Here is a 20005-nt window from a genome sequence, read left to right as displayed (position 1 = left end):
TTTTCCATTTTATTCCTGCTATTGTAATATTTTATTCTAGATACTCTAATCCAAGCTATAGAACAATATTAAACAGCTGTTTAGTATTTGCTGTCGCCGCTTCAGCCAGGGCAGCAACCTCTATACCCCGCACCCGGGCCACCTCTTCCGCCGTAAATTTAACATACGCAGGTTCATTGCGTCGCCCCCGGAACGGCTGCGGCGTCAGGTACGGACAATCGGTTTCGACAAGCAGGCGCTCCAGCGGTATATTGGCGGCCACCTCTTTGAGCTTGCCATCTTTAGCAAATGTTACCGGTCCGGCAAATGATACATAGAAGCCAAGCTTAATCACCTCTCTGGCCATCTCCAGACTGCCGGAAAAGCAGTGAAACACACCGGTTAATCCCTTAGCCTCCTTCTTCACTATCGCCAGAATATCGCCATGGGCATCCCGGTCATGAATAATAATTGGCTTCTTAAGTTGACGGGCCACATCAATCTGACGGATAAATACCTGCTGCTGCACCTCGCGTGGTGACAGGTCATAGTAATAGTCCAGTCCGATCTCCCCAATAGCCACCACTTTCGGCAGGGAATGCCAGGCAGCCAGCTGTTCATAATCTTCGGCTTTAGCATCCTTGGCATCATGCGGGTGAATACCGACAGCAGCATAGATCATGTCATGCTCATCAGCAAGCGCGACTGAGCGGGCCGACGATTCCATACAAGCCCCGGCATTGATTATCCCTACAAGTCCGGCTCCTGCAGCCCGGACAATTACCTCATGCCGGTCATCATCAAACCGCTTATCGTCAAGGTGGGCATGTGAATCAAACAGCATCTTACTTCACCCTGCTGCCAGGCGGCATATCAGCAGTAACAAGCTGCAGCCTGTCGTCACATGATGCAGCCAAAACCATCCCACGGGACTCAATACCCCGGATTTTAGCCGGTTTTAAATTAACCACCATAACAACATTTTGGCCGACAAGCTGTTCAGGTTCATAGTGCTTGGCAATGCCGGAGATAATGGTACGCTGTTCGGTCCCCAGATCAACTGTTAACAGCAGTAGTTTATCGGCTTTCTTCACCTTTTCGGCAGCCAGCACTTTAGCTACCCTCAGGTCAATTTTGGCAAACTCATCAATTGTAATCTCGGAAATACCAGGCTCTTGCGCCTGTGTATCAGTAGTTGAATCCGCGGCAGCTGCTTCCACAGGTGCGGTTGCCACCGATTCCTCCGGCTTCTCTTCAATCCGCGGGAAGATGGGCTCTGGTTTGGCAACTACAGTACCGGCAGGCAGACGGCCCCAGGCTTGTGCCTCACCCAGCGTTATGTTGGCAAACTCAGTCCCCAGACCAAGCTGCTGCCAAATCTTCGGTGCGGTAACAGGTGTAAACGGCGAAATAAGGATAGCAACAATCCTGAGAACTTCAGCCAGATTATATAGTACGGTACTGAGCCGGCCTTTTTTAGCCGGATCTTTAGCTAGCGCCCACGGCCCGGTTTCATCGATATATTTATTCGTACGCCCGATCAGTGCCCAGACATCTTTCAGTGCGGCGTTAATATCCTGGTATTCCATGTGTTTTTCATACTGGGCAGCAGTGACGCGAGCCAACTCGATAAGCTCCTGGTCAATTGCTTCAGTTTCACCGGGAGCCTCAATCACACCGCCATTAAAGCGGCCAATCATACTCAGACTACGATGCAGCAGGTTGCCCAAATCATTGGCCAGATCGGCATTAATCCGGTTAATCAGTGCATCACGCGAGAAATTGCCATCAAGCCCCAGGGTAATTTCCCGCAGCAGGAAATACCGGATGGCGTCAGGACCAAATTCATCAATTAAAGCCAGCGGATCAATTACATTACCTTTGGACTTTGACATTTTATCGCCTTCAACGACCAGCCAACCATGTCCGTATACCATCTTAGGCAGGTCCACACCGAGCGCCATCAAAATAACTGGCCAGATAATGCTGTGAAAGCGGACAATCTCCTTACCAACCAGATGAATATCAGCCGGCCAGTATTTAGCGAATTTCTCACGGTCATGCAAGTAACCGGCAGCCGTGATATAGTTAGTCAGCGCATCAAACCACACATACACCACGTGTTTGGTATCAAACGGCACCGGGATACCCCAGTCAAAGGTGGTCCGGGATACACACAGGTCTTCCAGGCCGCCTTTAATAAAGTTAATCATCTCATTGCGGCGGGATGTCGGCTGAATAAATTCGGGGTTTTCTTCTATGTAACTAAGTAATCGTTCCTGATATTTAGACATACGGAAGAAATAGCTTTCTTCTTTAACAATCTCAACAGCGCGGCCGCAGTCCGGGCATTTTCCGTCGCTAAGCTGCCGCTCCATCCAAAAAGTCTCACACGGCGTACAGTACCAGCCTTCGTACTCGGCTTTGTAAATATCGCCCTGATCATAGATTTTTTGGAATACCGCCTGCACCAGCTCATGGTGACGGCTTTCAGTAGTACGGATAAAATCGTCATTAGATATGTTAAGTTTTTCCCATAAATGTTTAAAAGACGCCACAATCTTATCCACATAAGCCTGCGGCGTAGTATTGTTCTCTTCAGCCTTGCGTTGAATTTTTTGGCCGTGTTCGTCCGAGCCGGTCAGGAACAACACGTCAAACCCGGCCAGCCGTTTATAGCGGGCGATAGTATCGGCAACCGTCGTGCAATATGCATGTCCGATATGGAGCCGGTCGCTGGGATAGTAAATCGGAGTAGTAATATAAAAGGTTTTTTTGGGCATAAGATCCTCCTTTTAGCATGACGCGCTTTTCGTATATTTTACCAATTATAGACATTGTTATCATAATTGTCAACAGTTGTATTCTTCGACATAAAGTAGTATTATATGACATTGTACGGTGTTTTTATACACAGTATACACTGCAATTCAAAAATAATTTGCCATTTGGAAATTTCTAGGTTGACAAGCATTGTAATATTTGGTATTATTTAGTTGAGCAGGTTTTGTCGAATCTTGTTGATTGAATGTTATTAAAAATTATAGTAGAGTGTGAAGGGAGAAAGAAAAATGAAATCAACTGGTATAGTACGTAAAGTGGACGAGCTAGGTAGGGTGGTAATTCCTATTGAATTGCGTCGTACTCTGGATATCGAAGAAAAAGACGCCCTGGAAATTTATGTAGACAGTGACCGCATCATCCTCCGGAAATATGAGCCAGCTTGTGTATTCTGCGGCAATGCAGCTGATGTTACTAATTTTAAAAACAAGAATGTCTGCAAGGAATGCCTTGAGTCCATGGGCAATAAGGCTGTATAAGCCTTACATATTAAACTAAATCGCTGTCAAGAACAGCTTGGTATACCTGCCTTTTTGGCAGACCTCTTTGCGACGCCACCTCACGGATGGCGTCTTTTTTATTTATGCCCCGGTTTATAAGCGCGGCAACAGCCTGTATTACATCAAGGCCTGCCAGAGAGTCCGGTTCTTCTGCTACTTCTTCGCCCGCGGGCCGGCCAGCTACCAGAATAGTAAATTCACCCCTAGGTTGATTCTCAGTAAAATGCCGTCCGATACTATCCAGGTCCCCACGGACAAACTCTTCAAACTTCTTGGTCAATTCCCGGGCGGCAACGGCTTGGCGGTCACCAAGAGCTTCTCTAAGCTCATGCAACGTGGCCCGCACCCGGTGTGGCGCTTCATAAAACAACAAAGTATGCGGGTGGTTAGACAGCTTAGACAGCATGGCCAACCGGTGTTTATTGGTCTTGGGTAAAAAACCGATAAAAGTAAATGTGTTGGTATCAAGCCCTGAGGCAATCAGTGCAGTCAACGCCGCATTAGGCCCCGGCAGCGGCACTACCGTAACACCACTCATAACGGCCAGCCGCACCAAGTCAACACCTGGGTCAGATATACCCGGCATCCCGGCGTCGCTAACTAAAGCAATTGTCTCACCATTTAAAAGACGCTGAACAAGCTCAGGACCGCGTTCATCTTTATTATGCTCGTGATAGCTAATCAGCGGTACACGGATATCAAAGTGGTTTAATAGTTTAAGTGTATGCCTGGTGTCCTCAGCGGCAATAACTGCCGCCTCCTTTAACACCCGGACAGCCCGGAAAGTCATGTCCTCCAGATTGCCGAGCGGGGTAGGACATAGATAGAGCGTTCCTTTAGCTGTTATCATCACAGAAGTCACCTGTTCTATAGAGCTTCATAATATCTTCACTATAGCTCCCATCAGTAGTATATACAATTAATGGCGGCAATACATCAATTCCCGGTCTGGCACCCCGTACACCCTCAATTAGAAGCATATTGGGCTTCTTTCCTGCAGCCGGATACACAAGCTGCAGCCGCTTGGGCTCAATGCCAGCCGCACACATTGCCAGCGTAATCTCTGCCAGCCGCTCAGGCAGGTGCACCATAGCAAACCGGCCGCGATACTTCACCAGATATTTAGCAGCAGCGACAACATCAGTAAGGCTTGCTGTTAATTCATGCCTTGCCATCGCTACCCGGTTATTAGGGCTTATATAGCCACCCCCTACGGGGCGGTAAGGCGGATTGGAAACAACCAGTTCAGAACCGCCGCCTGGTAAAAGCTCTTTAATCAGCCGCAAGTCACCGTTAATAATGTTAAGCCTGTTTGCAAGACCGTTACACTCGGCTGAACGGCAAGCCATATCCGCCATGTCGGGATTTATTTCAATACCAGTAACAGCCGCTGCGCCCCGCGCCAGTAGCAACAGGCCGATAACCCCGGTACCGGCACCAAGATCAATTACCTCACTGCCTGGCCGCAGGCTGGCAAAATGTGCCAATAATACAGCATCCAGCGAGAAGCAAAACTCGTCAGGATGCTGTATTAGTTTCATATTATTAATAACAAGGTCATCTACCCGTTCACCAGGTTTTAACCTAACCCCGGTCGCTGTCATTATTCTTTTTCCACTACTTCGTCCCAGGGGATGACTAAGGTTTTGCCTTCAGGCAGGGCAATTGTAGCGGTTCGTTTCTGCTGGTTAATTGTTAATACCCGGCCCTCACCATCGACCGTCACTACCTCTTTACCAACCACTGGCGCAACAACTTTCTTGGCACAGCAGCCGCCATAACAATCGTTTTCGTACTTCAGGCAACACATCAGACGCCCGCAAATACCTGAAATTTTAGTAGGGTTAAGCGACAAGTGCTGGTCTTTGGCCATCCTGATCGACACTGGTTCAAAGTCTCCCAGAAAGGTGGCACAACACAGCGACCGGCCGCAGCAGCCAATTCCATTCATTAGTTTGGCCTCATCCCGTACGCCAATCTGCCTGAGTTCAATACGAGTCCGGAATACACTGGCCAAATCTTTTACCAGCTCGCGAAAATCTATGCGCCCTTCAGCAGTAAAGTAAAAAATTATCTTATTTACATCAAAAGTATATTCAACATCAACCAGGTTCATTGGCAAGGCATGAACCTGAATTTTTTGCTCACAGATTTTAAAGGCTTCTTTCTCTTTCTTGCGATTATCATTGACCTTTTCCTCATCCTCAGGTGTCGCTTTACGCAAAACCGGTTTTAGGGGGGCTACGATCTGGCTATCTTCCACTTGCCGCGGTCCAACAACAACATCGCCAAACTCCAGGCCTCTTGCTGTTTCTACAATGACATGCTCACCAGCATTGATTTCCATACCACCTGGGTCAAAATAATATATTTTACCCGCTTTTTTAAAGCGGATACCTACTACTGTCAACATACTTAATCTCCTTTTCCGCCAAATCCTTTAGATTTATTAGTAATGCTTCAACTGCCAACCGGGTATTTGCATTACCACTAATAGCACGAATTGTATTCTTTACAGCACTGATAGCCAGCATACTTTGTCCTTCAGACCAATTGGCCGCCCAGCCGTTAAGTCGGGGAATACAGTCACTATTGTATAACAGATGCTCGCTATACCTGCCGGCTATGAGTACCACATCACGAAGTAAATATACCAAAAATCCCAAAATACCTACCACTTCTTTGGTTTCAAGGCCATCAAGCCTGAGTGCCCTGTCCCAGACGGGTTCCATACCGCTATCTAGCAGACTATCCAGCAGTTCTGCCGCTGTATTCCGGGCCAGCAAACCATCAGGCGCCAGTAAACCCAGTGCCGCCCCCATGCGGCCTCCACTTAGCCGGGCAGCAACATTGGCAGCTTCGGGTGCATATCCTCTTGCAATAAGCGCCTGGACAAGTGTGTTTGCCGCCAACGGCTGAAACTGAATTTTTTGACAACGTGACAAGATTGTGGGGAGTAATGGCTGTGCCATCCCTGCCACCAGAATAAAGACAAAGCCGGGCGGTGGTTCTTCTAACAATTTGAGCAAACTATTAGCGGCCTGAACCGTCATCAGCTCAGCATCTTCAATAATGCACACCCGCCGCGAACCCACAGCTGGCGCTAAAGCAGCAAAATGCTGCAAGGCGCGGATTTGATCAATCTTAATTGCCCTGCCGTCAGGCCGCACCAGTGTAAAATCAGGGTGTGCAGTCCGGTTGTACATTATGCAGGCCTGACAAAACCCACAGGGTCGGTTACTGTCACCATCGCATAAGATTCCGGCTGCTAAGAGTTTACCGGCCAAGCTTTTACCAATACCCGCCGGACCGGTAAATAATAACGCATGCGGCATTCTATCAGCAAGCAGCATCCCCCTGAGTATTCTTACAGAAGCCTCATGGCCAATTATTTCGTTCCAATTTAACATCATTAAGTGTATAGGTCGACCAACATGCCACGTATCGCGTCATGTTTAGACATGATTGATAATTGGCGCTGCTGACCTACGCGCACATCTTCAGCCATTTCACCTAGCTTTTCATCGACTTGCCGAATGGTTGTGAACATCTTTTGCCGGCCATGACGGTCCCAGCCAGCACGTGATTCCAGCGTATACATGCGGGATACAGCCTCGCCGATAAATTTCCGAACAAGCTCCTTATACGATTTAAGTTCTCCGTATGTCGGCATGTTCGACAAGCGGCGACCGCTTTCATCAATTTCAGAAAGCAATGCCTGTAGCCGTTCTGATGATTGCTTTTCCTGAGTTTTCAACAGGTCAGCAGCAAAGTAATCACCCGTCTTTTCGGCTTTTCCGGCCTGTTCACGCTCAGCTACTACCGGTTGATTTCCCATATCCAATTTATTTATTCTCATACTCATTAACGCTAATCCTCCTGCCTGGAAAATACAGGGCAGATAACATACTTCTTATCCCTTAAATTATAAATGGTTTTACTAAAATAATCAAATATTTGGCAGAAAAACGGTAATTTAAAAGCAGGGCTGTTATCATGCCCTGCTAATAAGTGCGCCGACCTGCCGGTATATTTCCTTATGTATTTTTTCAATTGATTTGACGGTGCCCTCCTGGACGCAATCAATCTTGTGCCAGGCAAACCGTTCTGCAATATCACAGGCATTTTTATAGCAATGGGTCAAATAATTACTATCCTGCTCGTGAATATCCTTACTGCCACCTGCCTTGCTTTCCCGCCCACGCATAAGCTGCTGGCTAACCTCCGGTGGCATCGCCAAAAAAAACACCGCATCAGGAACAGGCAATCCACATTTCGCAAACTCAAAATCCCATAACCAGTCAAGATAGTCTTTTCTTTCATTCTCATCGGTGATTTTAACAGCCTGATGAATCATATTAGAGGTGGTATAACGGTCAGCGATAACAACACCGCCGCTTAGATAGAACTTCTCCCATTCTTTTTTATAAGAAGCAATACGATCAACCGCATAAAACGCCGAAGCAGCATAAGCGTTAAGATCTTCCGGACGGTTACCGAACTCACCATTCAAATACATCTTAACCAAAGCGGACGATTGACTCTGGTAATTAGGATAGTCAACCTTACGTACAACAATGCCTTCGGCACTGAGGCAGTCCACCAGCTTCCCGGCCTGCGTTGCCTTTCCACTACCATCGGTACCTTCAATTACAATTAACTTTCCTCGCATAATACCTCCGTCAGTCAACTACCTTGATTGTTTTAAGCAAATAATCCTCCGGCCCGGAGATATGCAGTCCGGCATTCTGCAAAACATGGCAGTAGTCAATGATCTCCTGAGTAATCCGTTCCCCCGGACAAAGCATCGGAATACCCGGTGGATAAAAAGTAACAATTTCAGCACATATCATTCCGTCCGCATCTTTGAATGGCACCATGCAGGTATTGCCAAACAATGCATCTCTTGGCGAAATTACCTGCTCCGGTGGTTGAGGATACTTGCCAGACAGATATATCTCGTGAATATCGGAAAAATCACGTGTCCCATGGTGAGTAGCCGCCATATCCCTTAATGCCGCTACAAGTGCCGCGACCTCTTGTTCAGAGTCTCCTAAGGTGATGAGGAACAAGATATTGTACACATCAGATAGTTCTACCTGAATTTTATATTTGTGACGTAAAATACGCTCAGCCTCTGCCCCCTTTAAGCCTAACCCTTTGACAGTCACGGTTACCTTGGTTGGGTCAATGCTGAAAACACCGGGATCACCCAGCTTTTCTTCGCCAAAGCAGTACAATCCAGGAATTTTATTGATTTCCGCTCTGGCCTGATTAGCCAGCTTAACAGCCCGTTCAATCAGGCTATGCCCCTCTGTCGCCATCTGCATTCTCGCCACATCCAGCGAAGCCAAAAGAATGTAGTTGGGACTGGTAGACTGTACCAGTTGTAACATAGCTTTTAGACGAGGTACCCGGATACGCCCTTCCCTGCAGTGCACCAGAGAACATTGGGTCAGCGCGCCAATAATCTTATGAGTGCTTTGAGCAACAATATCAGCTCCCGCATCCAACGCCTGGATGGGCAGCCGGTCTGAGAATTTAAGATGCGGTCCGTGGGCCTCATCAACAACAACCGGAATGTTATGAGCATGGACAATATCGACAATTTTTTTCAGATCAGTTGCCACACCGTAATAGGTTGGATTAATCACCAGTACGCCTTTGGCATCAGGGTGCAGCTCCAAGGTTCGGGCGACAGTTTCCGGTGTAACCCCCATGGCGAGGCCCAGCTCATTATCAACCTCAGGCTGCATGAACACCGGGATTGCCCCACTCAAAATAATGCCCCCGATAATAGACCGGTGAGCATTGCGCGGCACAATAATCTTATCGCCAGGGCCAGCAATGGTAAGTATCATCGCATAGATCCCACCGGTTGTACCATTAACCACAAAGTAGCTATGGTCAGCCCCATACAGGTCAGCAGCCAGGTCCTGCGCCGCTTTTACCGGCCCATGCGGTTCGTGCAAATCGTCAAGTTCCTCCATTAGCGCCAAGTCAAGCGCCAGCGTCTGTTGTGGTACCAAATCCGCTAACACCTGATGCATGCCTTTACCCATTTTGTGCCCGGGGGTATGAAATGGTATTACTTTATCCTTAACATATGCATTCATCGCTGCCAGCAAGGGTACTTTTTTCTGATCAAGCACGCCGCCACCACCTTTAAGTTCATTGCTATATTATACCCGTGCAAGTTGTAAATATTTTAACACACAGCGGTTTTTGGTACAAGCTTCCAAGAAACAAAAGGCTGTGAAGTTCATTAAATAGACTTTTCTATTTTACTAAGGTACTGTAATAAATTATAATAAAAACAACATGCCACACTTATCACAACCAAAATAAATTTTGCATCAGGAGGATTAGCCGTATGGAGCAGTTTGAAAAGGTATCTATCATCAAAAAAGCTAATGTATATTTTGAAGGGAAAGTGACCAGCCGCACAGTAATTTTTGCCGACAACAGCAAAAAGACACTGGGAATAATGTTACCGGGGGACTATGAGTTCAGCACCGCAGCAGCTGAACTTATGGAAATTCTAGCAGGGGAGATGATGGTTTTATTGCCTGGAGAAAGTGAATGGCGTACTTATAATACAGGTGACAGCTTTGACGTTCCGGCAGAGTCCCGCTTCAAACTTAAGGTATTAACGGTTGTAGACTACTGCTGCTCCTATATCCCTGGTTAGAAACATTACATTACACACAACAGGAGATCTCTCGCCACTCATTGCTGCGGGCTCTTGAAACAAAGGGAAAATTCCATTGCGTCCCTTGGTTAGGACGTATTTTAGAAACAGCAGTTGCCGCCGGTTTTACCTGGCGGCAACTGCTGTTTCAGTCTACAAATCTACATCGCTATCTTTGGGATGATCTATTGCTCCCCATCTTTACATAAATAATTCTGTGTATTTTTACATCATGTTCACTCACCACGAAAAATAACAAAGTTCTTTACATGCAATATTCTATATTCGGTTTCCAGTAATCTATTGGTTGAAACCCTGCTGGGAAAAATGAACCTCTTATTTCATCACATTTTCAATACTTTCTTCTGGCTGTATGGCTATCAAGCAATACTGTCACGCCGGCTTCAAGACAATTACGGAACCTCTACCCTCATAACCGACTGACCTTTCAGTGTCAGTGGATCTGGCGTAAAAGCTTGATTGATAATATCTTTAAATATTGGTGTTATTACGGTAATTGGCTTGCAGACTGTCACCGTAACCAACATCCCTTGCTCCCGTTTACCATTTGAATACCCAATGTTAACAAGCAGGTCATTATTACCAATGCTGGCAACGGCACCATTAACAGCCGCCCGTGCTGCTGTATCATTACTAACTGCAGCCAACCGTGCGCCCTCCCGGGCTGCTGCGGTAAGTATCAGATATTGATTCATTACCTGTCCAAACTCTAAAAGACTAAATAGGATCAGTACCAGCACAGGTAAAACAATCGCAGTCTGTACTTTAGTCTGCCCGCGATTGCATTTTAAATAACGGGTAATGTTCATAATATCACCCCTTGCCAAATAGTTATGGGTTCACTATTGGTAACTTAATTGTAGCATCAATTCGCTATCGGTAATATCATACCTAAGTCTTATCTCTCGAAGAGCTAATTAGCTTATGTAATAGGCAAATAGTCCTATATGCAACACAAATGCACCACTGTGGCCCTCATCCAAAATTCTTTAATGCTGGAACAGCTATGAAAAAAACCTTCCTAACCAATGATTAGGGAGGTTTCTTTGTAACAATAATAGCCTGAGGGTCACTAAGTAAGCATTATGATTTTAGCGGTACCGTCGCAAAGATGCGAGTACCCTTTCCGACTTCCGCTTTTATACTCAACTCGCCCCCCAGGAGATTTACCCGTTCGCGTATACCCATTAAGCCAAAGCTTTCGCTGCCAACATTCTCTGCTGCTGCAAAACCTCTTCCATCATCTTCAATCACCGTGGAGACTGCACCGGGGCGAAAGTCAATCCGTACCCACACCGCAGACGCCCTAGCATGTTTTTCCACATTATTGAGGGCCTCTTGGATAATGCGGAACAGACCGCTCTCGATATGGGAATCGAGACGCTTCTCTTCTCCTATTATTTTAACCTCTGGAAAAATACCGCTCCGCTCTTTCATCGTATCAAGTACCCGTCTAATTGTAGGTACAAGCCCTAAGTCATCAAGTGTCATGGGTCTCAAATCAAAAATAATCTTCCTGGTTTCTCTTAGCGCCACCCTAACCTGTTCCCGAAGGTCTTTGAGCTCATGTTTAGCCCGGACAATATCGGTATCAATCAATCGTTCGCATACCTCAGCCCGGAAAACAATATTTGCCATTGCCTGCGCCGGACCGTCATGAATCTCCCTCGCCACACGCCGCCGTTCCTCTTCCTGGGCCCGGATTATCTTTGCACCGAATACCTGACTGGCTTGCAAGGATTCAATCTGAGTAACAACAGTTCCCATCTGATTGCCTAAATAGCCTAGTACCGCTCCGACCTGTGAAACAAGCTCTTCTGCTTTCTCAACTGTATTTTTAAGTGCTTTAAGCCTGATCTCCAAATCATCGCGCTGGCGGCGTAAATTCTGTTCCTGCAGGCGGGACATCGCCAATTCAAGTTGAACATTGCTAGTATCTTCATATGCTGCTTTAATATCAAACTCTGTATAGTTACGGAAATTCCGGCTAACCTCCATTAGTCTAAGCCGTGAACGACGCTCCTTTTTTTCCAGTTCATCAACTTTAAAAATAATTTCAGCTGTTTCTTGCTTAATCCGTACAACATCCCGCCGCACATTCTCCATCTCGGTCCGTGCCGCCTCATATATATCAAAAATCTGCGATTTACTTTTTTCCACCGCAGCGACAGTTCCTTTTACGATCTTATCTAAGATTTTTACATCAAGGTTCTTCATGCAGGCTCCAGGCTCCTCATCACACTAATTGTACATTATAAGCCAATTCGTCATACTATGCCCATATCCTGCTAATAAAATATGGCAGAAGAAGGTAGAAATCTTCTCCTCTCCTGCCATTTGCTAAATATTTAAATTCTCACTATATACAACGGGTTAAAGTCTTGCAGGCGGGTGGTGTGTTGGCAAAAGCGGAAGTCAAGCGCCAGCGGTGGAGCGTTCAATGCACCACCCGCCTGCGCCTGCAAACTTCTTTAATGCGGAATATATAGTTACAAAAGCTGGTGCGTCCTTATCCAAATAGCCGTTTAACCCGATCTACAACCCCCAGGGCCAACTGCCCGGCTCGCAGTTCTGTCCCCCTGCGGCTACCGATGACCAGATCAACCAGACTATCAATACTTTGTGATACCGGTGTAGCCTGATGACTGACGACAAATGGTACTCCCCTGTTAACAGAAGCCAGGACCACGTTACTATCACTAGGAACAGTGGCGGCAAATTTATATCCCAGACTTTCTTCCACTTCCCCAACATCCATGTCGCCATCAGTAGTGGTTTTGTTTAACACCACTTTGACCTTTTCTGCACCATAGTGGAGTGACTCCATGACCTCCAGGCATAGTTTGACATTCTTAATTGTTGGCAGATCAAGCGCAGCCACTACCAGGATAATGTCTGATGCCGCCAGTACTGCCAGCATAGTATCGGAAAAGGTTGGCGCAGTATCAACTACTGTATAACTAAAGCTTGAGCGCATGGTTCCCAGGATGGCGGACAGGTGGCTGCCTGTCACAGTTTCAGCTTGCTCAGGCCGTAAGGGCGCAGGCAGTAGTTTTACGTTGTTGTTAAACTGTACCAGATAATCCTCCAACAGCTTAGCATCCAACTGCTCAATATTTTGCACTAAATCAGCAATGGTAGCACGTGGCATAAGGTTTAGCAGCAGGGCAACATCGCCAAATTGAAGATCTGCATCAACAATACCTATCTTCAACCCAGTTTCAGCTGCCAGGGCCACCGCCAAATTCGCAGCAATCGTTGTTTTGCCAATACCCCCTTTGGTGCTAAAGACTGTAATGAGCTTACCCTGTTCTTTCTGCTTGGAATCAAGCCTTATAGCATTGCTTGGAGGGTTTTCGTTTTTAAAACTCTGCTTAATGGCCTGTAACAATTCATCCCCGCTAAAGGGCTTTACCAAATAATTTTTAGCTCCGGCGGCCATAGCCCGCCTTTGATACTCCGGTTCCCCCTGCACACTCATCATGATAATCGTGGATTCAGGCACATCTGCAGAAATCTGTTCAGAAGCCGTAATACCATCCATACCCGGCATATTAATATCCATCAAGATTATATCAGGCTTCAGCTTTTTCACCTTTGCTACAGCTTCAATCCCTGATTCGGCATGACCAATTATGACCAACGATGGATCAAACGCCATCAATTTACAAATATTCTCCCTGGTTGCCGCAATATCATCGGCAATAAATACCTTAATCTTTTCAGCCATTTGTCTTGCCCCCTAAATGGGTTGTCATTGACAAACTCCTTCATTCTCTGTGACTGTGACGAAATATATCAGAATTAAGCGATATTGAGCCCCGGTCTCATATCACTGCCTGCTACCGCCTAACACTCTATAATTAATTTTAACCGAGTATTTACCTGTGACCTATCAGACCTACCGATTAATTTATTAGGACTTATGACCTGCCCCCTTATAACCAACGTTTTTGCCGGAAATAGCGAACCATAATCAGGGCTAACCCCAGCATAGCCGACATGATGAATGGATAGCCGTACTCCCATGCCAGTTCAGGCATATTGGCAAAGTTCATTCCATATACCCCCGCAATGAAAGTGAGCGGAATAAAGATCGTTGATATGATTGTCAGCATCTTCATGACTTCACTCATCCTATTGCTAATACTGGATAAATAAATATCCATCATGCCTGACAGCATGTCACGGTAAATCTCAATTGTTTCGATGACTTGAATGGCATGATCATACACATCCCGTAAGTAAATCAGTGTTGATTCTTCTATATGAGCGGCTTCACCCCGTTCAAGCCTACTAATTAACTCACGCACAGGCCATACCGACTTACGCATGAACAACATATCATGCTTAAGTACATGTAATTCGTGCAAGACTTCAGGGCGCGGCTGAACAACAATCTGATCTTCGACCATTTCAATTTTTTCCCCCAAATGCTCAAGTACTAAAAAATAATGGTCGACCACACTGTCAATTAAGGCATATAGCAAGTAGTCTGCTCCCAGCTTTCTAATTTTCCCCCTCCCACTTTTGATTCTTTCATAAATTCCGGCAAAAACATCCCGTTCCTCCGGCAGGCTCTCGAGAAAAGAGATTACATAATTTGCCCCCAGGATAAGACTAACCTGCTCGGTCTCATAATCAACCGCCCCATTTGCCATATTCAATGATTTTATAATTACACATAAATAGTCTCCATAGTCCTCCAGCTTAGGTCGCTGGTCAGTGTTCAAGATGTCTTCAAGTACCAGAGGATGAATATTATACTGCTGACCGATGGTTTCAACAGCTGTAGAATTAAGTCCCTTAACATTAATCCAGGTGACACCAGATTTAACCGTTAACTTCGTCAAATCATTAGCTAAGACACCCTTAGTTTCAGTAAATATATCACCATCATACTGTACCACACTAATATAAGCCTTATCGGCTCGCATATCACCAATATGCACCAACGTTCCCGGTGGCAAACCAACCTTGGAAGCCCTGACTCTCTGAAATTTAGGCATAACTCACCTCACGAAAAAATATGTAAGAAAAGACATTCTTTATTATTACATATTTTACCTTTATTGGAATTGAGAGCATGTGCTCTGGCCACATATTTCTATATATAAGCCCTTGCGTATTCTACTAGAACGCAAGGGCTCTTTTGCTTAAATCCATCCTACTTTAGAAGATTATACTTTTGCATTTTTTGATAAAAACCGGAGCGATGAATACCTAAAATTTTAGCGGCTTTGCTCTTATTGCCGCCAGCGGCAGCAAGCGCCCGTATAATTGCCTGCCTCTCTGCATCTTCTTTTATGTCTGCCAAATCGTGAGGCGGGAACCCGTCCCCAGTCTCAGCCTTGATTCCATTTACCTTTTTAAGCATAGGCGGTAAATGCTCCGGCGCAATAATTATCTCGTCATCCATAAGGTTTATTGCCCGTTCCAGAACATTTTCAAGCTCGCGAACATTACCCGGCCAGTTATATTGCATTAACATAGCCAGTGCTTCCGGTGTAATTCCTTCCACCCAGTGCTCAACCTGATTATTGATTTTCTGGAACAACATCCGGCATAACAAAAGGATGTCATCTGTTCGCTCTCTTAGCGGGGGAATATTGATTGTAAATATATTTAACCGGTAATATAAATCCTGGCGGAATAGCTTTTGCTGAATCATATTTTCAAGATCACGGTTAGTTGCCGCAATCACCCGGATATCAATCTTAATCGATTTCGTTCCGCCGAGGCGCTCCAGCTCACGCTCCTGCAGTACCCTAAGCAATTTTACTTGCATAGCCAGAGTCATTTCACCTATCTCATCCAGAAATATGGTCCCGCCATTAGCCAATTCAAATTTACCAGGCTTTCCACCCTTGCGAGCGCCAGTAAATGCCCCTTCCTCATAGCCAAATAATTCTGCTTCCAAAAGGTTCTCGGGCAGTGCTGCACAATTAATCTTTATAAAAGGACCCTGTCGCCGTCTGCTGGCGTTGTGCACGGCGTGAGCAAATAATTCCTTGCCAGTACCGGTTTCCCCCAGAATCAATACTGTCGACATTCCCTTAGCCGCTTTAGCTGCTACCTCTTTCAGGCATTTCATTGTATCACTATTACCGACAATGCTATCAAAGGTATACTTGCCGCCATATACCTTGAACAACTCTTCCTTATAGTACTCCAACTCTGATTCAAGCTTGCTGATTTTTCCGGCAAGTGACTTCAGATCTTTCACATCTCTAAAAATCATGTTGCCGACCGCTCCGATGATTTCGCCATCTTTGACAATAGGAATCCTGGTGACAACACTGGTATTCTCCTGGATTTTCTGGATATCAGTGACTTCAGCCTTACCTTCCTGAACTACAAGATGCATTCTGGTATTAGGAATAACCTCAGCAACATGCTTCCCTACCACCTCTTTCGGGTCAACAGCAAGGAATTCGCTGTATGCTTTATTCAGCATAGTGATATTGCCGGCTTTGTCCACAACCACAACACCTTCATGCATGCTTTCCAGAATGGATTCCAGTGTACTCTTGAGCCTTTTTATATCTTCAAGCTGGGTAACTACCTCATTAAATTCGGTAATATCCTGAAAGATTGCAACTGCTCCGACAATTATATTCTCTTTCATTATAGGGGTACGATTTGTTAATATTTCGCATCTTCCAATAATCTGCCGTTGATTAAGTTCAGCCACACCGGTCTCCATAACCCGGATCAGCCCGGTACTGGGAATAACGTCATCTACCATTTTCCCCATAACGGTTTCGGCTTTTAATCCGCTAATATTTTCAGCAGCGGTATTAAAAAATGTAATCATCCCTTGATAGTTGACCACTACTATCCCATTACAGACCGAATCAAGCACAGTCCGCAGTTCTGTCATACCGGTCGACGCGAATGCTTCCAGCAGACCGCTCACTCCACATTTATGCATTCCGGGACCTCCTATAAAATAATTGCCTTACATAAGCTAACTTTGCTTGCAAAATTCACCTGCTAAAAACAATTATAGAACGTGACTATGTTAGTGTCTACAAAAAAAGTCTTCCTATCAATGAAAAATGTCAGAAACTAACGAATTTTAACCAGTTAGCCTAATTATATAGTATTCAATAAAAATTACATGTTATCTTTAGAAATGCAATGGCCGCAGGGCTAGGTTGGATTTCATATATACAAAAAAAATAACGCGGAGTGCAATTACTCCGCGTTACCTTTTTATAAATAACTAAACAGCGTTATACCAGCTTATAACGTACAGGCACCATCAACGCTAAGCACTGCACCATTGATAAATTTGGCATCATCAGATGCGAGGAAGGCGAAAGCTGCAGCAATCTCCTCCGGTTCACCAAGCCGTCCGGCAGGTACTTTAACCAATATTTTTTCATTTAGAACCTGCTCCGGAATTTTTTTGACCATTTCAGTGGCAATAAACCCTGGTGCCACGCAGTTAAAACGGAGACCATTACGCGCCATTTCCTTGGCCCAGGACTTAGTCATACCGATTACCCCCCACTTAGCGGCGGCATAGTTGGTTTGACCAAGGTTACCATACAATCCAACTACTGAAGAAGTCGTGAGTACCACTCCTGATTTCTGTTCAAGCATCTGAGGCAGCACTGCCGAAGTGCAATTAAATACCCCTGTCAGGTTAACATTTATTACTGAATCCCAGGCATCTTTAGTCATCTTTTTCATCATGGCATCTTTAGTAATACCTGCATTATTGATCAATACATCTACCTTGCCAAAAACCTCTATCGTCTTAGCTACCATAGCCTTAACATTCTCGGAGTCAGTAACATTGACTTGAATGTAGATAGCCTGCACGCCTTTGTCTGTTACCTCTTTTACAGCAGCCGTGCCATCAGCAAAATCAGCAATAACAATATTTGCACCCTCTTCGGCAAAGCGCAGCGCAGTTGCCTTACCGATTCCGCTTGCAGCCCCAGTAATAATTACTACTTTGTTTTTCAAACCCTTCATAGAAAATACCTCCCCGTTTTAAATAAAGAACATATTTGAGAAATGGTATACGATTGCAATGCACATTTTAAGTATGATGCAAAAATCATGCCAATATCCACGGTGGTAAAAATTACAGATAAATGTTGTTTCCAAACAATACAACACGTGATACCGCTAGAGCAGCGATGCATATATGTCGCACTTCATACACACACTGTCTATTAATATATACACCCACACGTGTTGTTTTGTTCAAGGCCACCCGTTGTAACCCCTGCAGAAGACAGAAAATAATGATTTTATCTTGATTTTGCAAATTTTTTTTTTTACTGGCATGATACTTGCTTATAAATATATGTGAATTGCGCACTATGTAGAAAGGAGGTTATCTCAGCATACACTCTGATTAATAATGTAAAAAACACTCTAATATCTTTAGGAGGTTAATTAAATGGAAGTAATCGGCATTCTCCTTAGTTTATTTTTGCTTATGTTCTTTGCCTATCGTGGTTTTTCAGTAATTCTATTCGCCCCGGTGTTCGCTTTACTTGCTGCGTCGTTATCCGGCCTTTCCCTCATGCCAGCCTACACTGAGCTGTTCATGGCTAAAGCGGTTACCTATATTAAGTCGTTTTTCCCAGTGTTTTTACTTGGTGCAGTTTTTGGCAAATTGATGGAAGATACCGGCTTAGCCAAAGGTATTGCCCAAGCCATTATTAAAGGTTTAGGTAAAGATCGGGCAATTCTATCGATTGTTTTGGCCGGTTGTGTTCTTACCTACGGCGGCGTAAGCCTGTTCGTTGTTGTATTTGCCATCTATCCTTTTGCATCGGCGTTATTTAAACAAGCTGATATTCCTAAAAGATTGCTGCCAGCCACTATTGCACTTGGTGCATTTACAGCCACTATGGACTGTATTCCCGGCACACCCCAAATTCAAAACCTTATTCCTACTAATTTCTTCGGAACTAACATCTATGCTGCTCCCATTCTTGGCCTATTAGGCGGTACAGCTATTTTAACCTTGGGTATTTTATGGCTGGAACATCGCCGGAAACAAGCGGCAGCCGCAGGCGAAGGGTATGGCAATCATAGTATTAACGAGCCTGAAATCAAAAATGACACCGCCCTTCCCTCCTGGCAACTGTCAATTCTGCCACTGCTCGCCGTCCTTATCGTCAATTTTGCTATGACCCGGATGTTCACTTGGGATCCGGCAATCCTCGAGCCCTTTAAAGCAATGAAGCTACCGATGACTGCTGCGGCAGTCAGTAATGTTATCAGCATCTGGTCATTGATTATTGCTCTTGTTACCGGTATTGGCCTAGCTATTGTCCTAGGCTACAGAAACCTTGGCTCGACCGGTATGCTGGCTAAATCTCTTAATGCCGGTGCGGTTGGTTCGCTCCTGGCAATCATGAACACTGCCTCGGAAGTAGGCTATGGCAATGTTATCGCTTCCCTAACAGGCTTCAAATCCATTTCAAGTGCGTTGATGAGCATTAAGGTGGGCGGTTCACCGCTGGTATCTGAAGCAGTGACAGTTAATATTCTCGCCGGAGTTACCGGGTCAGCCTCAGGCGGCATGTCTATTGCCTTAGACCTTATGGCTAAAGACTGGCTGGCTTGGGCCAATTCTATTGGCATGTCACCGGAAATACTACACAGGGTAGCATCTATGGCTTCCGGCGGCATGGACACATTGCCTCATAACGGTGCAGTTATTACCTTGCTTGCAGTATGCGGTCTAACCCACAAAGATTCTTATGGTGATATTTTTGTCCTGACCTGCCTCAAAACCCTCATGGTGTTTGTGATTATTCTCCTTCACTCCATGACCGGAATACTGTAATTTGTACATTTGCAAGAATAATAAAAACCTGTGTTGTCATCAACACAGGTTTTTCATTAGCAATAGCAATTTCCCACTTAATTTGGATTCAACTAACTGTTAAATTACCGTTTAACAACAATCATTAACCTGGAATAGATAGTGTATAAG

At 45.2% G+C, this 20005-nt stretch carries 18 protein-coding genes; 3 read left to right on the top strand and 15 right to left on the bottom strand.

From position 1 onward, the window contains the following. Nucleotides 1-55: 55 nt before the first annotated feature. Complete coding sequence (locus VN379_RS16855; RefSeq protein WP_325535920.1) at nucleotides 56-823, bottom strand: TatD family hydrolase; 768 nt, start codon at nucleotides 821-823, stop codon at nucleotides 56-58. Between the two features lies 1 nt (nucleotide 824). After that, nucleotides 825-2762, bottom strand: coding sequence for a methionine--tRNA ligase (gene metG, locus VN379_RS16850; protein ID WP_325535918.1), 1938 nt, complete (start codon nucleotides 2760-2762; stop codon nucleotides 825-827). Nucleotides 2763-3050: 288 nt separating this feature from the next. Here metG and VN379_RS16845 point away from each other — a divergent pair, with 288 nt between their 5' ends. After that, on the top strand, nucleotides 3051-3299 hold the full coding sequence (locus tag VN379_RS16845; protein WP_144352568.1) for an AbrB/MazE/SpoVT family DNA-binding domain-containing protein: 249 nt from the start codon (nucleotides 3051-3053) through the stop codon (nucleotides 3297-3299). A 10-nt stretch (nucleotides 3300-3309) separates the two neighbouring features. Here the strand turns inward: VN379_RS16845 and rsmI are convergent, their stop codons facing one another. The 7 genes from rsmI to VN379_RS16810 all read right to left on the bottom strand — a co-directional run bounded on the left by rsmI (nucleotide 3310) and on the right by VN379_RS16810 (nucleotide 9436). Further along, entirely contained in the window at nucleotides 3310-4170 is an 861-nt protein-coding gene (gene rsmI, locus VN379_RS16840; RefSeq protein WP_325535916.1) for a 16S rRNA (cytidine(1402)-2'-O)-methyltransferase, read from the bottom strand. Continuing rightward, nucleotides 4157-4924 (bottom strand): tRNA1(Val) (adenine(37)-N6)-methyltransferase, encoded by a 768-nt coding sequence (locus VN379_RS16835; protein ID WP_325535915.1) that lies wholly within the window; start codon nucleotides 4922-4924, stop codon nucleotides 4157-4159. The genes rsmI and VN379_RS16835 overlap by 14 nt, the downstream gene beginning before the upstream one ends. Continuing rightward, nucleotides 4924-5733, bottom strand: a complete 810-nt coding sequence (locus VN379_RS16830) for a stage 0 sporulation family protein (protein WP_325535914.1) — start codon at nucleotides 5731-5733, stop codon at nucleotides 4924-4926. The genes VN379_RS16835 and VN379_RS16830 overlap by 1 nt, the downstream gene beginning before the upstream one ends. Beyond that, nucleotides 5705-6730, bottom strand: a complete 1026-nt coding sequence (gene holB / locus VN379_RS16825; RefSeq protein WP_325535924.1) for a DNA polymerase III subunit delta' — start codon at nucleotides 6728-6730, stop codon at nucleotides 5705-5707. Before holB ends, VN379_RS16830 begins: the two co-directional genes overlap by 29 nt. 2 nt (nucleotides 6731-6732) lie before the next feature. Continuing rightward, nucleotides 6733-7185 (bottom strand): YaaR family protein, encoded by a 453-nt coding sequence (locus tag VN379_RS16820; protein WP_414715011.1) that lies wholly within the window; start codon nucleotides 7183-7185, stop codon nucleotides 6733-6735. A gap of 129 nt (nucleotides 7186-7314) precedes the next feature. Beyond that, the gene (locus VN379_RS16815; RefSeq protein ID WP_325535912.1) at nucleotides 7315-7992 is read right to left on the bottom strand and encodes a thymidylate kinase; all 678 of its coding nucleotides are present in this window, start codon (nucleotides 7990-7992) and stop codon (nucleotides 7315-7317) included. 10 nt (nucleotides 7993-8002) lie between these two features. Beyond that, on the bottom strand, nucleotides 8003-9436 hold the full coding sequence (locus tag VN379_RS16810) for an aminotransferase class I/II-fold pyridoxal phosphate-dependent enzyme (protein WP_414715012.1): 1434 nt from the start codon (nucleotides 9434-9436) through the stop codon (nucleotides 8003-8005). Nucleotides 9437-9693: 257 nt separating this feature from the next. Between VN379_RS16810 and VN379_RS16805 the strand changes: the two genes are divergently transcribed. Continuing rightward, nucleotides 9694-10011 carry a pyrimidine/purine nucleoside phosphorylase gene (locus tag VN379_RS16805; protein ID WP_325535910.1) on the top strand — a complete coding sequence of 106 codons (318 nt, stop codon included), beginning with the start codon at nucleotides 9694-9696 and terminating at the stop codon, nucleotides 10009-10011. Nucleotides 10012-10424: 413 nt separating this feature from the next. Here the strand turns inward: VN379_RS16805 and VN379_RS16800 are convergent, their stop codons facing one another. The 6 genes from VN379_RS16800 to VN379_RS16775 all read right to left on the bottom strand — a co-directional run bounded on the left by VN379_RS16800 (nucleotide 10425) and on the right by VN379_RS16775 (nucleotide 18021). Beyond that, nucleotides 10425-10841, bottom strand: coding sequence for a TadE/TadG family type IV pilus assembly protein (locus tag VN379_RS16800; RefSeq protein WP_325535909.1), 417 nt, complete (start codon nucleotides 10839-10841; stop codon nucleotides 10425-10427). Between the two features lie 274 nt (nucleotides 10842-11115). Further along, complete coding sequence (locus VN379_RS16795) at nucleotides 11116-12249, bottom strand: sensor histidine kinase (protein WP_325535908.1); 1134 nt, start codon at nucleotides 12247-12249, stop codon at nucleotides 11116-11118. A 292-nt stretch (nucleotides 12250-12541) separates the two neighbouring features. Continuing rightward, the gene (locus VN379_RS16790; protein ID WP_325535907.1) at nucleotides 12542-13762 is read right to left on the bottom strand and encodes a response regulator; all 1221 of its coding nucleotides are present in this window, start codon (nucleotides 13760-13762) and stop codon (nucleotides 12542-12544) included. A gap of 208 nt (nucleotides 13763-13970) precedes the next feature. Then, nucleotides 13971-15041: a magnesium/cobalt transporter CorA gene (gene corA / locus VN379_RS16785; RefSeq protein WP_325535906.1), complete on the bottom strand. Its 1071-nt coding sequence runs from the start codon at nucleotides 15039-15041 to the stop codon at nucleotides 13971-13973. Between the two features lie 158 nt (nucleotides 15042-15199). After that, the gene (locus tag VN379_RS16780; RefSeq protein WP_325535905.1) at nucleotides 15200-16966 is read right to left on the bottom strand and encodes a sigma-54-dependent Fis family transcriptional regulator; all 1767 of its coding nucleotides are present in this window, start codon (nucleotides 16964-16966) and stop codon (nucleotides 15200-15202) included. 314 nt (nucleotides 16967-17280) lie between these two features. Next, the gene (locus VN379_RS16775; protein WP_325535904.1) at nucleotides 17281-18021 is read right to left on the bottom strand and encodes a beta-ketoacyl-ACP reductase; all 741 of its coding nucleotides are present in this window, start codon (nucleotides 18019-18021) and stop codon (nucleotides 17281-17283) included. A 433-nt stretch (nucleotides 18022-18454) separates the two neighbouring features. Here VN379_RS16775 and VN379_RS16770 point away from each other — a divergent pair, with 433 nt between their 5' ends. After that, nucleotides 18455-19855 carry a GntP family permease gene (locus VN379_RS16770; protein ID WP_325535903.1) on the top strand — a complete coding sequence of 467 codons (1401 nt, stop codon included), beginning with the start codon at nucleotides 18455-18457 and terminating at the stop codon, nucleotides 19853-19855. Nucleotides 19856-20005 lie beyond the last annotated feature (150 nt).

This window comes from Sporomusa sp. (assembly GCF_035561255.1).
Taxonomy (GTDB): domain Bacteria; phylum Bacillota; class Negativicutes; order Sporomusales; family Sporomusaceae; genus Sporomusa.
Note: the sequence above shows the minus strand (reverse complement) of the source record. Positions and strands in the feature narration are given on the sequence as shown.